Origin of the sequence: Nocardia sp. NPDC006630 (assembly GCF_040611495.1) — a bacterium.
Taxonomy (GTDB): Bacteria; Actinomycetota; Actinomycetes; order Mycobacteriales; family Mycobacteriaceae; genus Nocardia.
The window spans coordinates 54,620-72,104 of the sequence record NZ_JBEXOK010000019.1 but is presented as its reverse complement, the minus strand read 5'-3'; the positions used below and the strand labels follow the sequence as shown (position 1 = coordinate 72,104).

17 protein-coding genes and 1 pseudogene are annotated in these 17,485 nt (G+C 66.3%); 10 read left to right on the top strand and 8 right to left on the bottom strand.

Going from position 1 to position 17,485, the window contains the following annotated elements; genetic code table 11:
* Positions 1–17 precede the first annotated feature (17 nt).
* Positions 18–731: an MBL fold metallo-hydrolase gene (locus tag ABZX86_RS38210; RefSeq protein WP_355131015.1), complete on the bottom strand. Its 714-nt coding sequence runs from the start codon at positions 729–731 to the stop codon at positions 18–20.
* Between the two features lie 235 nt (positions 732–966).
* Here ABZX86_RS38210 and ABZX86_RS38205 point away from each other — a divergent pair, with 235 nt between their 5' ends.
* Entirely contained in the window at positions 967–1,401 is a 435-nt protein-coding gene (locus ABZX86_RS38205) for an SRPBCC family protein (protein WP_355131013.1), read from the top strand.
* A 155-nt stretch (positions 1,402–1,556) separates the two neighbouring features.
* Here ABZX86_RS38205 and ABZX86_RS38200 read toward each other — a convergent pair whose 3' ends face one another.
* On the bottom strand, positions 1,557–2,669 hold the full coding sequence (locus ABZX86_RS38200; RefSeq protein WP_355131011.1) for a homoserine O-succinyltransferase: 1,113 nt from the start codon (positions 2,667–2,669) through the stop codon (positions 1,557–1,559).
* A gap of 381 nt (positions 2,670–3,050) precedes the next feature.
* On the opposite strand from ABZX86_RS38200, the gene ABZX86_RS38195 reads away from it, so the two are divergent.
* Together ABZX86_RS38195 and ABZX86_RS38190 are read left to right on the top strand one after the other, a co-directional pair.
* Positions 3,051–3,284 (top strand): hypothetical protein, encoded by a 234-nt coding sequence (locus ABZX86_RS38195; RefSeq protein WP_355131009.1) that lies wholly within the window; start codon positions 3,051–3,053, stop codon positions 3,282–3,284.
* Complete coding sequence (locus ABZX86_RS38190) at positions 3,262–3,663, top strand: transposase (RefSeq protein WP_355131007.1); 402 nt, start codon at positions 3,262–3,264, stop codon at positions 3,661–3,663. The genes ABZX86_RS38195 and ABZX86_RS38190 overlap by 23 nt, the downstream gene beginning before the upstream one ends.
* Before the next feature lie 81 nt (positions 3,664–3,744).
* Here ABZX86_RS38190 and ABZX86_RS38185 read toward each other — a convergent pair whose 3' ends face one another.
* A complete protein-coding gene (locus ABZX86_RS38185; RefSeq protein ID WP_355131005.1) occupies positions 3,745–4,719 on the bottom strand; it encodes a carbohydrate kinase family protein in 975 nt (324 codons plus the stop codon).
* A 203-nt stretch (positions 4,720–4,922) separates the two neighbouring features.
* Positions 4,923–5,273 carry an iron-sulfur cluster assembly accessory protein gene (locus tag ABZX86_RS38180; protein ID WP_327141129.1) on the bottom strand — a complete coding sequence of 117 codons (351 nt, stop codon included), beginning with the start codon at positions 5,271–5,273 and terminating at the stop codon, positions 4,923–4,925.
* Between the two features lie 206 nt (positions 5,274–5,479).
* On the opposite strand from ABZX86_RS38180, the gene ABZX86_RS38175 reads away from it, so the two are divergent.
* A complete protein-coding gene (locus ABZX86_RS38175) occupies positions 5,480–6,133 on the top strand; it encodes a DUF3043 domain-containing protein (protein WP_327146657.1) in 654 nt (217 codons plus the stop codon).
* Between the two features lie 156 nt (positions 6,134–6,289).
* Here the strand turns inward: ABZX86_RS38175 and ABZX86_RS38170 are convergent, their stop codons facing one another.
* Positions 6,290–6,523, bottom strand: coding sequence for a hypothetical protein (locus tag ABZX86_RS38170; RefSeq protein ID WP_355131003.1), 234 nt, complete (start codon positions 6,521–6,523; stop codon positions 6,290–6,292).
* Positions 6,524–6,725: 202 nt separating this feature from the next.
* On the opposite strand from ABZX86_RS38170, the gene ABZX86_RS38165 reads away from it, so the two are divergent.
* The 6 genes and pseudogenes from ABZX86_RS38165 to ABZX86_RS38140 all read left to right on the top strand — a co-directional run bounded on the left by ABZX86_RS38165 (position 6,726) and on the right by ABZX86_RS38140 (position 12,890).
* On the top strand, positions 6,726–7,691 hold the full coding sequence (locus tag ABZX86_RS38165) for a helix-turn-helix domain-containing protein (protein ID WP_355131001.1): 966 nt from the start codon (positions 6,726–6,728) through the stop codon (positions 7,689–7,691).
* 337 nt (positions 7,692–8,028) lie between these two features.
* Positions 8,029–8,550: pseudogene (locus ABZX86_RS38160) on the top strand (bifunctional adenosylcobinamide kinase/adenosylcobinamide-phosphate guanylyltransferase); the annotation flags it as partial.
* A 492-nt stretch (positions 8,551–9,042) separates the two neighbouring features.
* Complete coding sequence (gene cobT / locus ABZX86_RS38155; RefSeq protein WP_355131087.1) at positions 9,043–10,101, top strand: nicotinate-nucleotide--dimethylbenzimidazole phosphoribosyltransferase; 1,059 nt, start codon at positions 9,043–9,045, stop codon at positions 10,099–10,101.
* Between the two features lie 228 nt (positions 10,102–10,329).
* On the top strand, positions 10,330–11,076 hold the full coding sequence (locus tag ABZX86_RS38150) for an adenosylcobinamide-GDP ribazoletransferase (protein ID WP_355131000.1): 747 nt from the start codon (positions 10,330–10,332) through the stop codon (positions 11,074–11,076).
* Between the two features lie 76 nt (positions 11,077–11,152).
* Positions 11,153–11,947, top strand: a complete 795-nt coding sequence (locus tag ABZX86_RS38145; RefSeq protein ID WP_355130999.1) for a DUF4239 domain-containing protein — start codon at positions 11,153–11,155, stop codon at positions 11,945–11,947.
* 64 nt (positions 11,948–12,011) lie between these two features.
* Complete coding sequence (locus ABZX86_RS38140) at positions 12,012–12,890, top strand: hypothetical protein (protein ID WP_355130997.1); 879 nt, start codon at positions 12,012–12,014, stop codon at positions 12,888–12,890.
* A 6-nt stretch (positions 12,891–12,896) separates the two neighbouring features.
* Here ABZX86_RS38140 and ABZX86_RS38135 read toward each other — a convergent pair whose 3' ends face one another.
* The 3 genes from ABZX86_RS38135 to ABZX86_RS38125 are packed head-to-tail and all read right to left on the bottom strand — an operon-like array spanning position 12,897 to position 17,435.
* Positions 12,897–14,270, bottom strand: coding sequence for an FAD-dependent oxidoreductase (locus tag ABZX86_RS38135; RefSeq protein ID WP_355130995.1), 1,374 nt, complete (start codon positions 14,268–14,270; stop codon positions 12,897–12,899).
* A 46-nt stretch (positions 14,271–14,316) separates the two neighbouring features.
* Positions 14,317–15,837: an APC family permease gene (locus tag ABZX86_RS38130; RefSeq protein ID WP_355130993.1), complete on the bottom strand. Its 1,521-nt coding sequence runs from the start codon at positions 15,835–15,837 to the stop codon at positions 14,317–14,319.
* Between the two features lie 41 nt (positions 15,838–15,878).
* Positions 15,879–17,435, bottom strand: coding sequence for an amidase (locus tag ABZX86_RS38125; RefSeq protein ID WP_355130991.1), 1,557 nt, complete (start codon positions 17,433–17,435; stop codon positions 15,879–15,881).
* Positions 17,436–17,485 lie beyond the last annotated feature (50 nt).

The following is a 17,485-nucleotide window of genomic DNA, read 5'->3' as shown; positions in this document are numbered from 1 at the left end:
ACGAGCTTCGGGCGTGATCAGCTCGGCATGAACATCTGCCACTCATCGAGCGTCTGCGGGCGCATGACGTAGTTCTTCTGCACGATCGTGGACAGGTCCGCGCTGGGCTCTTCCGAGTACCAGTGGCCGGGGTAGACGACTGGATTGCCTTGCAGCGCAGCGAGAGAGCGCAGGCTGCGGAACATGTCGTCGGAGTTGCCGCCGGGGAAATCGGTGCGGCCGCAGCCGTCGACGAACAAGGTGTCGCCTGCGATCAGCCTGTCCTCGAACAGGAAGCACTGGCTGCCCGGCGTATGCCCGGGGGTGTGCAGCAGCTCGATCTCGAAGCCGCCGACCTTGACCTTGTCGCCGTGCGCGTGCCCGGTCAGCTCGCTGGGCGCGATGCCGGTGACATTCGCGACCCACGGGAGCTCTTCGTTATTGACGTGCACTGCCACATCGGTCTTTTCGAGCAGCTCCTTGACACCGCTCAGGGTGAACCCGAGCATGGTGCCGCCGACGTGGTCCGGATGGTGGTGCGTGGCCAGCACGCCGGTCAGCCGCATCCCGTCGCCCTCGGCGATATCCACCAGATCCGAGGCGGCGTACGCGGGGTCCACGACTACGCATTCCCCGCTCTCCCGATCCCCGATCAGGTAGGCGAAGTTCCGCATCTGCGTGGCGATCGGGTCACCGACGGCCCAGTCGCGCCCCGCGAGCAGCTGACGAAAATACAAACGGTCCGAGCCCATGCCGAGAAGCTTATTGCCTCGGCGTCTCATCGTGGCACCCGGACCTGTCCCGGATCAGGGTGTGCCGTCAGCAGTCCCACCGGAACGGTTCCTCCTACCGTGCCCGAGTCGTTCCGCAATCGCGTGCGCGCTCGGCCGGAGGTCATGGAATCCGCGTGTCCAGTGCAGGTTGAGGATTGCATGTTGTCGCAACAACAGTTAGTGTTGTCGCGACAACATGATAGGAGTTCTTGTGATGTACGAGATTTCGGCCGAGACGGTCATCCGCGGGGATCTGGCGGTCGTGTGGGCGACCGCCACGGACGTGGAAGGGCGTCCAGCGTGGGATCCGCACGAGCAGACGGCCCGGCTGGACGGCGCCTTCGCTCCGGGAACCACCGGATGGTCCAAGCCGCGCGGCGGACCCGGCGTCAACTGGATAATCACGACGGTCGAGCCGCTGTGCCGATGGGGGTCGCAGAGCCGGGTACCCGGCGGAAAACTGGTCGGCGAGAACCGATTCGAGGATCTCGGTGACGGTCGAATTCGTTGCCACAAGACCGTGCGAGTCACAGGCCCGTTCGCCGTGCTGTTCAGGCTGTATTTCGGTAAGCGGATCCGCCGGGACTTCTTCAAGACGTGGGCTGCGCTCGAACTGGAAGCGGCCCGCCAAGCCGACCTCGCCGCCTGAACACGCGCTGACGGCCGCAGAGTGCATGGTTCGAATCGGACACCGCCTGTGTCCGGCAAGATCGCGACGTTAGGTTCGTCGATCCCAGAGGCGCTCGTTACGAGGGGTGAAACGGCGTACCGCGGATGGGTGATGGTGTCATCGTGCGGGCGAGTTCAGTAAGTGGGCACCAGAGCGCCGGTCGTGCAGAGGGCGTGGATGGCGTGAATCCAGTTGGCGAAGAACTGCTGGGCGTGGGGTGCCCAGCTGTGTGCCACGTCGTCGAAGGTTGCGGGGAGCGGTAATTCGTCCAGGAGGGCTGGGTCTCGGCGGGTGCGGACCTGGGCGGCGTGGTCGAGGAGTTGCCGGTGGGTGTCGGCGGGGAAGTAGTTCTGGGGGATGTCGGGGAAGGGGAGGGTCGGGTCGGCGATCCAGCGGCGGAGGTCGCGGCGGTATTCGCGGGCCATGGTGTCGCAGAGGTATTCGGGGTGGCCCTGGAGGAAGACGTGGTGCAGGCCGTCGGGGGAGGTGGCCAGGTGCCATTCGGCTTCGGCGGAATCCAGGAGGAGGGGGACGCCTGCTGCGCGGAGGTCCGCGGAAGTCATTGCGTTCCAGCGGGAGTGGGGGAACGGCACCGCGCCTGCGAGACCGGCGGTCAGTGAGCGACCGGTATCACCCACAAGGCCTGAATCGCCAGAGGCGCCTGCATCACCCGCAAGACGTGGATGGTCGGAAGTGCCTGCGGCAGCCGCGAGACCTGAGATGTCTCCATGTTCCGCGCTGCCGGGCAGGCCTGCGATGTGGACGAGGCCTGCGGCGATTGGACTGGCATCCACTGCCAGTCCAATCTGCCGGTGGGTAGTGGCAGCAGCCTCGAGCGGAAGCGTGTGCGCGAAAACGCCGTGCTGACGCCGGGGTAGTCGGTGGCGGTCGATGCCGTGGAGCAAATGCAGTGCGGCGTGGGCTGATTGGCAGGAGAACAGTACCGAGGTCGCGGCTGCGCATTCGGTGAGGATGCGCGAGATGATCGTCAGGCAGGGTTCGGCGCCGATCGCGGTTCCGGTGGGTTCGCTGCCGCTGACGATCAGAGCGTCCATCGCGGTCAGTGCGGGCCAATCGACGTCGTCGACGGATCCTTTAGGATCGATGCCGAAAACGGTTGTCTCGACCCGATACTCGTCACCGATCAACTGACCGGCGCCCCCGTGCACCGCTTCCAGGAACACTCTTCGCGTCATGCTGTCCGGCCGGGTCGAAATGAGATCCACAATGCCGACCCGTACCACCATCATCAAGTCCTTCGAAACGAGCTGGAATACAAGCGTCGTCGGCAGCCTTGATGGTCTGGCTCGGTGGTCCGGACAGATGGGTTGAAAGCCGACTACGGAGTCAGTGTGTGGGACGAATGAGTCGGCCAGGTTGCAGAGTCGTGACGCTGAAACAGCCAGTATCCGGACGAATAGTACAGACTGGCAGTGGGTTTGGGGAAGTTACTTCACGTGATTCGGCTCGAAAATTTGTTCGATTCGATAGTCTGGATTTCGTGAGGTTGGTTGTTCAATTGAGGCTGATGCCAGACAGTGCGACTGAGGCTGCGCTGTCTGGAACCCTGTCCGTGTGCAATCAATGACCTGCGCCGGTTGTGGGCGGCCCAGCACGTAATCAAGAAGGTGGCTGACGCCTACGCGAGCCTGTGGTCGAACCTTGCTGCGGGCAGTTACGGGAAGAAGGGATCTGCGCGCTATTTGCGCGCCGCAAATCGGAGGGTTGCTTTTCGTAATGATTCGGCCCAACCGTTCGACTCCCGCAACTTCTCCCTGGTCGCAAATCTTCAGGTCGTGTCGTTGTGGACGGTACGCGGCCGGATCAAGGGAACGTCGATTGAAGCGACGGTCGCGCCGTGAAACGCGGTTCGTCTCCGACGTCAATCACTGCGTGTCCAAAGAGATAGTGGCTGAGGCGAAACGCACCGGTCGCGGGATTGCCGTTGAGAAATTGACGGGCATCCGTGAGCGGGTACGGCACCGCAAGCCCCAGCGAGCCATGTTTCATTCGTGGGCATTCGCGCAGTTGGCGTCATTCATCAGCTATAAGGCAGCCCTAGCGGGCGTGCCGGTTACAGTCGTCGATCCGGCTTATACGAGTCAACGGTGCTCGGCCTGCGGTCACATCGATCGCAAGAATCGACGTGACCAGCAGACTTTTCGTTGTAGGTCCTGCAGCTTCGCTGAGCATGCGGACTACAACGCTGCGCTGAACATCGCGCAGCGCGCCACCGTTTAGGCTGGTGTCATGCAGCCTAATGCGGCGTGACCCACGGGTTGCAGCTGCAAGCCTCTTCCTGTGTGCAGCAAGGGAATTGGCTCATGACCGGAGAATCGACTCGATCTCGGAAGCGGCTTCGGGGCCGTAGGCCTCGCGCAGGCGCTTGAGAGCGACGTCGTGGTCGAGGGTCCACTCCTGGGTGCCGGTGGTCTCGAGGATGAGAACGGCGATGAGCGAACCGAGTTGGGCCGAACGCTCCAGCGACAGGCCCGCCGAATGCCCGGTGAGGAAGCCCGCGCGGAAGCCGTCGCCGACACCGGTCGGATCGACCTTGGCATTGTCCGGCACCACGTCGACATGCAACTCGGTACCGTCGCGGTCGACGATCTTCGCGCCCTTGGAGCCGAGGGTGGTGACCCGAATGCCCACGCGCTCAGCGATTTCAGCCTCGGTGAGCCCGGTCTTCTGCAGCAGCAGGCTCCACTCGTACTCATTGGTGAACAGGTACGCGGCGCCGTCGATCAGCGACAGCGCCTGCTCGCCGTCCAGGCGGGCCAGCTGCTGCGAAGGGTCTGCGGCGAAAGGGATTCCGGCTCCGCGGCACTGCTCGGTGTGCAGCACCATGGCGTCGGGATCATTGGCGCCCACGAGCACCAGCGCCAGCTCACGATCGGAAGCCAGTGCGCCGATGGAGATTTCGCGGGCCTCGCTCATGGCGCCGGGGTAGAAGGACGCGATCTGCGCCATGGTCTCGTCGGTGGTGCAGACGAAACGCGCGGTATGCGCCTCGGTGGAGATGCGGACGGCGGAGCAGTCCACGCCATTCGATTCCAGCCACTGCCGGTATTCGGCGAAGTCGGGGCCTACCGCGCCGACGAGCAGCGGGGTCTGGCCGAGCAGGCCCATGGCGTAGGCGATATTGCCGGCCACGCCGCCGCGGCGGATGACCAGGTCGTCGACGAGGAAGCTGAGGGAAACGTGCTCGAGCTTGTCCGCCAGCAGGACATCGGAGAATTTTCCCGGGAAGCGCATGAGGTGGTCGGTCGCGATGGAGGCGGACACGGCGATGGTCACGGGCGTCGATCCTTTGGTGACGTGCGCTGCGCACACCTGCATGCGGGACGGCAGTCGCGGGGCCGGTGGGAGACGGACCGAAGGGTCCGTACCTAGAAAATACACTGTCCGAGACGGGTTGCTCCAACTCTCGGAGCCACTACCCCGGACATAGTGCAGCGCGGAACTTCCCCGAGGGGACGTTCCGCGCTGGTGGGGCTAGCTCAGTTGAAGCTGTCGCCGCAGGCGCAGGAGCCGGTGGCGTTCGGGTTGTCGATGGTGAAGCCCTGCTTCTCGATGGTGTCGACGAAATCGATCGAGGCGCCCTGGATGTAGGGGGCGCTCATGCGGTCGACCGCGAGCTTGACGCCGCCGAACTCGACAACCAGGTCACCGTCGAGCGAGCGATCGTCGAAGAAGAGCTGGTAGCGCAGGCCGGCACAACCACCCGGCTGTACAGCGATCCGCAGCGCCAGGTCGTCGCGGCCCTCCTGATCCAGCAGCGCCTTCGCCTTGAGGGCGGCGGCGTCCGTCAGAGTCGCACCATGAGTGGTGGTCTCGTTCTGCACAGTCATGAACTCTCCTAATGGACCTGTTTTCACCCCGTGAGAGGCGCACGGCACGTGGCCTTCAACGCCACTTTGCTGGCGACTATTCCCAATCTTACGCGGCGGGCAATCCGGCGGCAGTGCAGGGATTGAGCGGCGCGGCTGCCACTCTGCCGGCAAAATGGACGGACCAGGTTCTTCCTGTGGACACGCTATCGAATAGCCTGGTCGGCGTGAAGTTCCTGCGCCGTGGCGATTCCAACCCCACCTCCGACACCTCTGCCGTCGATGCCGGTGCCGCGGCGACGGTCGCGGACCGGTCACCCACCGCCGCCAAAGGGCGGCCGACGCCCAAGCGGCGTGAGGCCGAGGCCCGCCGTCGTGGGCCGGTCGCACCGGCGCCCCTGACCTCGAAGGAGGCCCGCGCCCGGCGTAAGTCGCTGCGCGGTACCCGGGCCGAGCGCAAGGTGGACTCGGCCGAGCGCAAGGCCACCGTGCAGGATCGGCGCGCCCGCATGCTCGCCGGCGAGGAGCAGTTCCTGCTGCCGCGCGACAAGGGTCCGGTGAAGGGGTACGTGCGCGATATCGTCGATGCGCGGCGCAATCTGCTGGGTTTGTTCATGCCCCTTGCGCTCGTGTTGATCCTGAGCATGATCCTGTCGCCGGCGCTGCAGGCGATCGTCACGCTCGCCATGCTGGTGATGATGCTGTTCATGATCATCGAAGGTGTGATTCTGGGGCGCATCGTGAACAAGCGGGTGCTGGAGCGGTTCCCGGATTCGACGGATTCGAAGTTCTCGCTGGGCTGGTACGCCTTTGTGCGCGCGTCGCAGATTCGGCGGATGCGTGCGCCGAAGCCGCGGGTCACCGCTGGCGACAGCATCTGAGATCGGTTCGAACGTTATGACTGAGGCCGCCCTTGATGGGCGGCCTCAGTCGTTGGCGGGGTCGGCCTGAGCGGTCACAAACCGCTGCTTCGCTGCAAATATTGCCGCTCAGTGGCGATGTCGGACCGCTGAGACCGGCGAGCATCGCGTGGCATCTCAGCCGTGCTCGCGGACACCGGCGATGGCGCGCAGTTCCAGCGCGGAACGGTCGTAGTCGCGATCGGTGATGCCGGTGGATCCGACCATCTCCCAATGGGATTCGCGATGGAACGGGACGGCTCGCCCGGCCGCGGCCAGGAGGGCGAAGAGTCGGGTGAACATGGCTGCTGCCTTGGGCTCGGTGGTCGCGCCGCGGGAGATGTGGCCGGTCGCGGAGGTGAGAGTGGTCATTTGCATGCCTCGCTGTCGTCTGAATCGGTGGTGTCCCAGGCCATGGCGCCGTAGGTGAGATAGCCGAGGACCGTCATTGCGGATCCGGCTGCGGCGATTGCGGTGAGGGCTTGCATGGCAGTAAGTTTTCTCTAGTGCAGTTACTGCCAACAGTGGCAGCTCTGACATTGTCCGCAAAGATTCAGCCAGATAGGGTGAGGTCATGCTTTCGAAGGTCGCGGTCGTACTCAACGAGCGGCTCGCCATGTTCGAATTCGGCGTGGTCTGTGAGGTTTTCGGGCTGGATCGGACGGGCGACGGGCTGCCCGGATTCGACTTCAAGGTCTGCGGGGCCGAGCCGGGGAAGCCGCTGAACACCAGCTCACCGGGGATTCAGGTAACGCCGGAATTCGCGCTGGACGAACTGCTGGACGCGGATCTGGTGGCGATTCCGGCATTTCCGTTCCATGAGGCGCAGTTGCTCGATGCGCGTGTAGTGGAAGCTGTCCGGGAGGCCTCGCAGCGCGGTGCGACCGTCTTGACCGTCTGTTCGGGGGCGTTCCTGGCAGGGGAGGCCGGACTGCTGGACGGGCGGCGGTGCACCACGCATTGGCGGCATGTCGGGCAACTGGCGCAACGGTTTCCGCTGGCCACCGTCGATCCGGATGTGTTGTTCGTGGACGAGGGCAATCTGATCACCAGTGCCGGCACGGCCGCCGGGATCGACGCCTGTCTGCATCTGGTGCGCCGCGAGCTGGGCAGTTCGGTGGCCAATGCCATAGCGAGGCGCATGGTGGTGCCGCCGCAGCGGGACGGCGGACAGCGTCAGTTCATCGAGCGACCGGTCGTCGAGTGCAGCATCGACAGCCTCAGCGACACACTGCACTGGATGGATGAGCACCTCGACCTGCCCCACACCGTCGAATCGCTCTCGGCCCGCACCAATATGTCCACCCGCACCTTCGCCCGCCGCTTCGCCGACGAAACCGGAACCACCCCGGTGAAATGGCTGACCGGGCAGCGGATTCTGCTTGCCAAACAGCTCCTCGAAGACACCGACCTGGATCTGGAATCCCTCGCCAACCGCTGCGGATTCGGCTCCGGGGCACTGCTGCGCCACCACTTCCAGCGGATGGTCGGCATCGCCCCGGTCGAATACCGCCGCAGATTCGGCGCGCGCGTTTCGTAAGTGCCGCGGTCGCAGTGGGCTTGTCCAAGTCATCTGGTCTCGCAGCCCGATCTGGCTGCACGGCCTGGCCGACCGCCTGGTGTGCCGGCCGGTCCGAGCAGGCTGTGTGGCGGGCCGCGCGCAGCCCGCTCGGAGTGTTGCCTGTGATGGAGAGAAGACTTCGGCCCCGGGTGTGCGATTTCGGTGTTGCTTCGCTGCCGTAGGTTCGGCTGAGGCGGGTGGTTCGAGCTCTATGTGGGTCGCGCTCGGGGTGCGTGGCACAGGTTGTGGCGGGGAATCGGCGGGGACAGTCGTGCCTAGTCGGCCGGGGAGTGCGTGCTGTTGATACCGTGCTGACGTGTCGCACAGTGCTCAATCAACCGATCGACCGCTTCGGACGCTGGTGCTCGGTGGAGCCCGGTCCGGTAAGTCGGCCTTTGCTGAACAGTTGGTCGTCTCGGAGGCGGTGCGGTATATCGCTACCGCGGTGCCGGATCCCGGCGATGCGGATTTCGCGGAACGTATTGCGGCGCATCGGGTTCGGCGGCCAGGGAACTGGACCATCGTGGAGCACGATCTGCTCGAGGCGCTGGCCGAGCTGGCCTCGGTCACCCTGGTGGACGACCTCGGTACCTGGTTGACGGCGCGCATCGATGCCCATGGCGCCTGGGAGTCCCCGCGGGGCACCGTCGCATCCGATATGGACGCGCTTGTCGATATCGTCGGGACCTACCCGGAGCGGTTGATCATTGTCAGCCCGGAGGTGGGGTTCGGTGTCGTTCCCGCCACACGCTCCGGACGGCTCTTCCGTGACGAGCTCGGCACGCTCAACCAGCGGCTGGCTCAGCTCTGCGATGAGGTGTACCTCGTGGTCGCGGGTCAGGCCATCCAGGTCAAGCCCGACCGTGCGATCGCGTCGGCTGCCGCCCTCGCGACCTCGGGTCTCGGTGGCGGCGTGGTTGTCGACTCGCAGGTAGCGGGTGGTGCTGCTGTCGGCACCGTGGCGGAATCTTCTGCCACACAGCCGGTCTCGAACCAGGTACCTACCGACATCGCGGCGACGGCTGATCCCTCTGTCGCGCAGGCGGCTTCGACTTCGGTCGCTTCGGCTGCCGCCGGCGTCGCGGTAGGCGGAGTGGCTGAGGCCGCCGCAGCCGGGTCGGCGGCTCCGGCCACCGCGCCGGACACAGTTACGGAGGGTGCCGCCACCATGGGCGGCGTTGCAGCTGATTCGGCGGATGGCGGCGTGGCCGACTCAGCCGCTGAGGCCGCTGTCGGCTCGACCGGTGCACCCGCGACCCCTGCTGCGGGCAGTACTGCAGCGCGTGCGGCTGGGCAGCCGGGTGCTGCGAATCTTTCCAAGCCTGCGCGGATTGCGTTCGGCCCGGTCAACGGTCCCGATCCGGTGGTGCGGGCCGCCGCTGAGGCGCGGCAGTTGCAGTTGACCAAGCCTGCCGGCGCGCTGGGGCGGTTGGAGCAGTTGGCCAACTGGGTTGCGGCGTGCCAGGGCGTATGTCCGCCGAGGCAGTTCGAGCGGGCTCGCATTGTGGTGTTCGCGGGCGATCACGGGGTGGCGCGGCACGGGGTGTCGGCGTATCCCAGTGAGGTCACTGCGCAGATGGTCGGGAATTTCCTCAATGGCGGCGCCGCGGTGAATGTGCTGGCGCGCTTGGCCGATGCCACTGTGCGTGTGGAAGACATTGCGGTGGACGGGGATACGGCTCCGGAGATTTCGCGGCACAAGGTGCGGCGTTCCAGCGGATCCATCGACCGCGAGGATGCGCTGACCGAGGCCGAGGTGCAGACCGCGCTCGCCGCCGGTGCGGCCATTGCCGATGAGGAAATCGATTCCGGCGCAGACCTTCTCATTGCCGGAGATATGGGAATCGGCAATACCACCCCCGCGACGGTGCTGATCGCCGCGCTCACCGATACCGAGCCGGTGGTCGCGGTCGGCCGTGGCACCGGTGTCGACGATGCCGGCTGGATTCGCAAGACCGCCGCGATCCGCGATGCCATGTGGCGTGCGCGCCCGGTGATCAAGGACCCGGTTGCCCTGCTGCGCACCGCTTCCGGCGCCGACCTGGCCGCCATGGCGGGCTTCCTGGCCCGCGCCGCCGCCCGCCGCACCCCGGTGATCCTTGACGGCGTGGTGGTCACCGCCGCCGCCCTGATCGCCGATCAGCTGGCCGTCGGAGCACGCGAATGGTGGATCGCCGGGCACCGCTCCAGCGAACCGTCCCACACCATCGCCCTCAAGCGCCTCGAACTCGAGCCGCTCGTCGAAATGAATATGCGTCTCGGCGAAGGCTCCGGCGCGGTCACCGCCCTCCCCATCCTCCGCGCCGCCATCGCCACCCTCTCCGAAATGGCGACCTTCGCCGACGCCGGCGTCAGCACCGCCGACGCAACCGAACCCGCCGGTGCCTGACGACGCAGCCATGACGGCCGGGCGAATCCGCCCGGTCGGACACCTTCTGTCGCGCGCACATTCGGCACCGCCGACGCGGCAGATCCCGCCGGTGCGTGACGATGCAACCGTGACGGCCGGGCGACACCGCCCGGCCGGACCCTCTGTATCGCTGGCACATTCGACCCCGTCGCCGTCCGCATCGAAGTTGCTCGACAACGTGAGTATCTCGGTGCATGGGGCGTGCGCATGAATGGGTTGCGGTTGGCGGTCTCGTGGTTGACGGTGTTGCCGGTGCGGGGGCCGGATGCGGTGGATCGGAAGGCTGCGGGGCGGGCTATTGGGTGGGCTCCCGTGGTGGGGGTGCTGCTTGGAGTGGCTGCGGCGGGAGTTGTTTGGGGGATTGGGGCGGCTGGGGGGTCGTGGTTGCTGGGTGGGTTTGTGGCGGTGGCGGGGTTGGGGGTGGGGACGCGGGGGATGCATATCGATGGGCTTGCCGACACCATGGATGGGTTGGGGAGTTATGGGGCGCCGGAGCGGGCTCGGGAGGTTATGAAGAGTGGTGGGGCGGGGCCGTTCGGGGTGGCGGCGCTGATTTTCGTGATCGGGATTCAGGCGGTTTCGTTTGCGGCGCTGGCCGAGTCGGGGCGGTGGGCGGCGCTGGTGCTGGCGGTGGTCGCGGGGCGGGTTGCGGTGGTGCTGGCTTGCCGGCGGGGGATCGAGGCGGCGCCGGGGGCGGGATTCGGGGCACTTGTGGCGGGGACGCAGTCGGTGGTCACCGGCGTGTTGTGGGCCGGAATTGCCGTAGTGGCAGCGATATTCAGCACCGGGAATTGGTGGGACGGACCGGTCGGTGTTATTGCCGCGCTCGGTGTATCTGTGCTGCTGGTGCGGCATTGTGTGCGGCGATTCGGCGGGCTCAATGGCGATGTGCTCGGGGCCGCACTGGAATTCACCGTCGCCATAACGGCCGCAATCCTCACTTTCGGCGGCTGATTCACAAATCCGACCGGCCTGTGGCCCCGAATACCAGATGAATCGGAGTTGCCCGGGTCTGGAGACGGAGTCACGTATGGCGTTGCAACTGGGTGTGCTCGTCCTTTTCGCTGTTGTGGCGGTGGTCGTCTTTGTGGTCGGCGATCGCATACGCCCGAAATCCTGGCGACACGGTGATGACAAAGCCGCCGGCAATATGGTGCTCGATCTGGTCAATATGTTCTTCGCGGCCATCGTGGCCTTCATCGTGGTGATCCTGTGGCAGCAGTACGACGATACGCATGCGCACACCATTGCCGAGGGCAAGGCGCTGACCACCGTCTATGAGGCCGCCAATACTCTGCCCGAGCCCAGTCGCTCGCAGATCCAGTCCCTCACACGCGCCTACACCGAAGAGGTCGTGGGCCAGGAGTGGAAGGTCATGGCCAATGACTCGAAGCTCAGCCAGCCCACCCAGGACACCTTCGACAATATTCGTGCGGCGGTATCGGGCGTGCAGTCGACCGATCCGGATGTGAAGGACCTGCAGAGCAAGGCCGATGCGGCGCTCGATGCGGCTGCCGAAGCGCGGTACGACCGCGGCATCGACGCCGAATACCATTTGCCCACTTTCCTTTACGTGGCGCTCTGGTTCGGCACGGTCATGCTGCTGATCGGCACCGTGCTCTCCGGTGTGGTCGTCACCAGGCGCAGCGTGATCATGACCGGACTGTTCGGAATGGTGATCGGCGCGGTGATCGTGGCCGTCTACCAGCTCGATCGGCCGTTCGCGGGCGGGAACACGGTGTCCAAGGACGCCTTCGAGCTGGCGCTGTCCCGCTTCCAGCACATCACTGCCTCCGGCGCGCCGTCCAGCGGGCTTCCGCGCTGAGAGAAGGTAGTCGCACATGGTTGACATGAACCGAACACGAAGAGCCGGAAGAGGATTCGCCGCGGTGACCGCGGTAGAGATCGCCGCGGCGGTCTTTGGCGTGCATCCGGGCGTGGCGGGCGCCGATCCGAGCCTGCCCGATGTCATCGGCGAGATCGCCAGTGGCAGTGCGTCTTCGCAGCCACAGGCAGTCGACGGGCCCACCGGCAGTTCGCTCGGACTCGGGACCGGGAGTGGTTACTCCGGTAGTGGCGGCGGTGGCGGCGCGTCCTCGGGCAGCTCGCTGGGCATGAACCCGGCGCACGGGTCGCAGCCCGGTCATGCCGTGGCTGCTAAACCGGAGAGCATCGAAATCGCACCCCCGCCTCCGCCCCCAGCTCCGGTCGCGGTAACCCCGGCAGCAGGCACGCTGGGCGAGACTCTGGGATTGCAACCCGGAAGTGTCCTGCCCGCCTGCGCGGGCAGCGCCGTGGTCGGCAGTGCCGCAATCGGTTTGGGCCTGTTGACCGGCAGCGGTCTCGGCTCCGGTCTGGTCGGCCCCGGATTCATCCTCGGCTCCAGCGGTCTGGTCGGCCCGGGTTCCTCGGGCGCGGGCAGTGTCATGTTCGGCAGCGCCGTCACCGGCAGCGCACTGCTGACCTGCATGCTGCTCCTGCCCGTCCCCGAGCTGGCCCCCAGTACCCCGCTGGGGTTCCCGTCCCCGCCCGTCGTGGTTCCCGCGGCCGCACCCGTCATCCCGCCCGAGCCCGTTCCCCCGGCCCCGGTCCCGGTGGTGCCGCCCGCCCCGGTGGTGATCAAACCGCCACCGCCGCATCAGGTCCCGGTGGCAGCCGCCCCGACACCCCTGTCCGCCAACTTCAACACCATGGAGATCATGACCGTCATGATCCTCACCATCCTCGGCGCCGCCCGAGCCAAGACCAGCAAGAGCCGCCGTATCTGAGGCCGGTCACCGCCCCCGCTCGACGGCGAGGGCGGCTTTGCGGGCGGCGACGAGGATGGGATCCCAGACGGGGGAGAAGGGTGGGGCGTAGCCGAGGTCGAGGGCGATCATCTGCTCGACTGTCATGCGGGCGGTGAGTGCTACGGCGGCGATGTCGATGCGTTTGGCGGCGCCTTCGCGGCCGACGAGCTGGACGCCCAGCAGGCGGCCGGTGCGCCGTTCGGCGAGCATCTTCACGGTCATGGCTGCTGTGCCGGGGAAATAGCCGGAGCGGCTGGTGGATTCGATGGTGACGGTCACGAATTGCAGGCCGGCGGCGCGGGCGTCCTTCTCGCGCAATCCGGTTCGGGCCACCTCGAGATCGCAGACCTTGCTGACCGCGGTGCCGACGACGCCGGGGAAGGTGCCGTAGCCGCCGCCGATATTCGCGCCGATGATCTGGCCGTGCTTATTGGCGTGCGTGCCCAGGGCGATATGCCGTTCGGTGCCGGAGACCAGATCGAGCACCTCCACGCAATCGCCGCCCGCCCAGATGTTCTCGTACCCGCGCACCCGCATGGCGAGATCGGTGAGCAGCCCGTCGTGCTGGCCCAGTGGCAGTCCGGCGGCGCGGGCCAATTCGGTGGCGGGTCGCACGCCGATGCCGAGCACCACCACATCGGCGGGGAATTCGGCATCGGCGGTGGTGACGGCGCGGACGTGGCCGTCGTCGTCCGTCAGTACGGCGGTGAGTTCGGCATCGCACAGGACGCGAATTCCCATGCCGTCCATGGCCTTACGGATCAGCGCACCCATATCGGGATCGAGCGTGGCCATGGGCTGGGTACCGCGATTGATCATGGTGACGTCGTAGCCGCGATTGATCAGCGCCTCGGCCATTTCGACCCCGATATAGCCCGCGCCGACCACCACCGCGCGCCGCCCGGCGGTGGATTCGAGCGTTGAGATGAGAGCCTGTCCGTCATCGAGGGTTTGGACGCCGTGCACGCCCTGCGCGTCGATTCCCGGAATCGGCGGGCGAATCGGCGTCGCACCGGTAGCGATGACGAGTTTGTCGTATTCCGTCCAGCTTTCGGTGCCCGTCTCCAGATCTCGGGCCCGCACCCGGCGCCCCGGTACATCGATCTCCAGCACCTCGGTCCGCATGCGCAGATCGATATCGCGGGCCCGATGCTCCTCTGGCGTGCGCGCGATCAGCTCATCGCGTTCCTGCACATCCCCGCCCACCCAGTACGGGATGCCGCAGGCCGAGAACGAGGTGAAATGCCCGCGCTCGAAGACGATGATCTCGAGCTCCTGCGCAGTCTTCATCCGGCGTGCCTGCGAAGCCGCCGACATTCCCGTCGCATCCCCACCGATGATCACCAGGCGCTCACTCATAGACACGACGGTACGGCGCATCGCGATCGATGCGCCGTACCGGGCACTACCTTTCGTGTGTCTCCTCGAGCACGGTGCGGCCGAGCAGCGTGTAGCGGTCGGGATGGCGCTGCTTGAGGTACTGCGCGTATGCGAAGCCGCCGATGGCGATCACCCCGACCAGCCACGGTGTCGCGTGCAGCACCAGCGATCCGGATTCGGAGCCGGCGGCCGCACCCATGTTCACCACCAGCAGCCCGACCACGGCGAGCATGGCGATGCCACCGGTGAGCGGGGCGACCAGCGTACGGAACCAGTGCCGGGTCTCGGGATGGTTGTTGCGGAAGTAGATCAGCACCGCGAACGAACAGGTCGCCTGCACCACCAGAATCGCCATGGTGCCGAGGATCGCGAGCAGCGTGTAGGTGCCGGAGTAGGGATCCTTGCCCGCGATGCCGAAGGCCAGCACCAGCAGCGCCGCGAAGACGGTCTGCACCAGACCCGCGATATGCGGGGAGCCGTGCCGGGGATGGGTGCGCCCGATGGTGCGCTGCAGTCCGGGAATCGCGCCTTCACGGCCGAGGGCGTACAGGTAGCGGGCCGCGCAATTGTGGAAGGCCATGCCGCAGGCCAGCGAGCCGGTCATCATCAGCCACTGCATGGCGATCACGGCCCAGTGGCCGACATAGGTTTCGGTGGGGTGGAAGAACACATCCATCGGATTGTCCGAGCCCGCCAGCGTCGCCGATTCGCCGATACCGTTGCCGGACATGGCCATCCAGGAGACCAGGACGTAGAAGACGCCCACGCCGAGCACGGCGATCATGGTGGCCTTGGGGATGATCTTCTTCGGATTCTTGGATTCCTCGCCGTACATGGCGGTCGATTCGAAGCCGACCCAGGACCAGAAGGCGAAGAACAGTCCAAGTCCCGCGGAGGGTCCGGCGAAGGCATTGACCGGGTTGAGCGGCGCGAAGGAGAACCCGTGCGGCCCGCCGCCGTGCACGGCCACGGCCACCGCCATCACGGCGAGCACGGTCAGCTCGGTGGCGAGCAGTACCACCAGCAGCTTCTCGGCCACCGCGACACCGAACCAGGTGCCGATGGAATTGATGCCCAGCATGATGATCGCGAACACCCACCACGGCACGTGCACGCCGAATTGTGCTGTCACGGTATTGGTTCCGAAGCTGGCGAAGATGCCGACCAGCGACGGTTCGAACACCATGTACGCGAAGGCCGCCAGCGCTCCGGCGGCCAGTCCGGCGCGCCGGCCCAGACCGTAGGAGATGAAGCCGTAGAACGCACCGGTGGCGGTGATGTGCTTGGACATGGTGGTGAAGCCGACCGAGAAGACGGCCAGCACCACCATGGCAATGAGAAATGCCGCGGGAGTGCCGGTTCCGGTTCCCGAGGAGATCATGAACGGGACATTGCCGGTCATGGCGGTGATCGGCGCGGCCGTGGCAATGGCCATGAAGACCACGCCCAGCAGGCCGATGGCATTGGCCTTGAGGCGATGGACAGGTGGTGTGCCTGATTCGGGTGCGACCGCCGCTACGGCGGCGGCCTCTATCTGCTGTGTCATGAACTCATCTCTCTGCGTGACGTTTTCGTGTTCGGGGAGGTTCAGCTGATGCGTGGCCGGCGGCCCGACCACGGTTGTGCCTGTTCGATCTGTGCGGCCAGCGATATGAGTCGCAGCTCGCTGTCGGGCGGCCCGATCAGCTGTGCCGAGAGCGGTAGCCCGGAGGCGGAGAATCCGGTGGGAATGGCGGCGGCCGGATTACCGCAGACATTCCAGATATTGGTCCAGCTCGCCGCGGGCAGTGATTTGAGTGCGGCGCCGTGGAAATCCATTCCGGTGAGTTGTCCGGCCTCCCAGGCGGGTCCGGGTGTGGTGGGGGTGATGAGGACATCGGCGGTGTCGAAAAATGGCATGACGCGATTGATAACGTCATTGGTGGCATTCGCGGCCATTTGGCGGGCGGCCGGATTGTCGAAAGGCATTGCGTAGAGCGCGAGTTCCTTGGTCCGCAGTTCCAGCAGTTCGGGATGATCGGCGCGGCGCGATTCGGCGGCGGGGGAGACCAGCCAGATGGGTTCGAAGGCCGCGGTGATGTCGGGATATTCCGGCTCGCCCACGAAGACGTGATGTCCGAGGGATTCCAGGACAGCGCCCAGGGCGTGCAGTGCGTTAGCTGTCTCGGCATCCACGGTGCCGGTAATGCTGGTCGGTTTGGTCGAGATCGCAATGCGCAGCGGTCCGGGCGGCGTGGCGGCCGCCTGTACGAAGCTGCCCGCGAGCGGCGAGGCGATGTAGGTATCGACGCCGGGTGTCGGCCCCTGCGTGATGTCGTAGAACAGCGCCGAATCGCCGACCGAGCGGGACAGACAGCCGATGACCCCGAGGTTGTTCCACAATTCCCGGTTCGGCGCGGAGCTGACGCGTCCCAATTGCGGTTTGAGACCGAACAATCCGCACCACGAGGACGGCAGCCGGATGGACCCGCCGCCGTCACCGCCCACGCCCATCGGGGCCAGGCCCGCCGCCACGGCCGCGGCGGTGCCGCCCGACGAACCGGCGGTGGAGCGGGTGGTGTCCCACGGATTGCGGGTGATGCCGTGCGCATCGGATTCGGTGAAGGCCCAGATGCCGAACTCCGGCATGGTGGTCTTGCCGAGGATGACCGCGCCGGCGGCTCGCAGCCGGGCCACCACCGCGCTGTCCTGCGCTGCCGGAACGGAGAAGGCCGCGCCGCCGTAGGTGGTGACAATGCCTTCGACATGGTCTTCGTCCTTGACCACGATGGGCACGCCGTGCAGCGGGCCGAGCCGCTCGCCGCGGGCCTGCTTCGCGTCCAGGTCGGCGGCCTGGCTCAGAGCCTGCTCGTGCATGACGGTGGTGAAGGCATTGAGAGCGGGGCCGAGCCGGTCGATACGACCCAGGAACAGGGTGGCCAGGTCGGTGGCCGAGACCTGCTTCGAGGCGACGCGCGCCGCCAGGTCGGTGGCCGGGGCGAAGGCCAGCTCCGCCTCGTCACCGGCGTCGGCCGCCGCGCGGACCGGCCGCAGGGCGGTCGTGCCACCGGCGAATGCGGTGAATGCGATGGCCGCCTTCGCGGCCAGTCCCAGGGCGGTGCGGCGATCGAATTCGCCGTCGCGGCGGGCCTCACTGAGTGCCACGGAAATTCCGTCCTTCCATTCCTATGGCGAGCGCCACAATTCGATCGATT

Coding starts and splice junctions, on each gene's coding strand:
- ABZX86_RS38205 (WP_355131013.1), top strand. CDS start 967: ATGTACGAGATTTCGGCCGAGACGGTCATCCGCGGGGATCTGGCGGTC.
- ABZX86_RS38180 (WP_327141129.1), bottom strand. CDS start 5,273: ATGACTGTGCAGAACGAGACCACCACTCATGGTGCGACTCTGACGGAC.
- ABZX86_RS38200 (WP_355131011.1), bottom strand. CDS start 2,669: ATGGTGGTACGGGTCGGCATTGTGGATCTCATTTCGACCCGGCCGGAC.
- ABZX86_RS38145 (WP_355130999.1), top strand. CDS start 11,153: ATGGCGTTGCAACTGGGTGTGCTCGTCCTTTTCGCTGTTGTGGCGGTG.
- ABZX86_RS38150 (WP_355131000.1), top strand. CDS start 10,330: ATGAATGGGTTGCGGTTGGCGGTCTCGTGGTTGACGGTGTTGCCGGTG.
- ABZX86_RS38210 (WP_355131015.1), bottom strand. CDS start 731: ATGGGCTCGGACCGTTTGTATTTTCGTCAGCTGCTCGCGGGGCGCGAC.
- ABZX86_RS38130 (WP_355130993.1), bottom strand. CDS start 15,837: ATGACACAGCAGATAGAGGCCGCCGCCGTAGCGGCGGTCGCACCCGAA.
- ABZX86_RS38135 (WP_355130995.1), bottom strand. CDS start 14,270: ATGAGTGAGCGCCTGGTGATCATCGGTGGGGATGCGACGGGAATGTCG.
- ABZX86_RS38165 (WP_355131001.1), top strand. CDS start 6,726: ATGCTTTCGAAGGTCGCGGTCGTACTCAACGAGCGGCTCGCCATGTTC.
- ABZX86_RS38170 (WP_355131003.1), bottom strand. CDS start 6,523: ATGACCACTCTCACCTCCGCGACCGGCCACATCTCCCGCGGCGCGACC.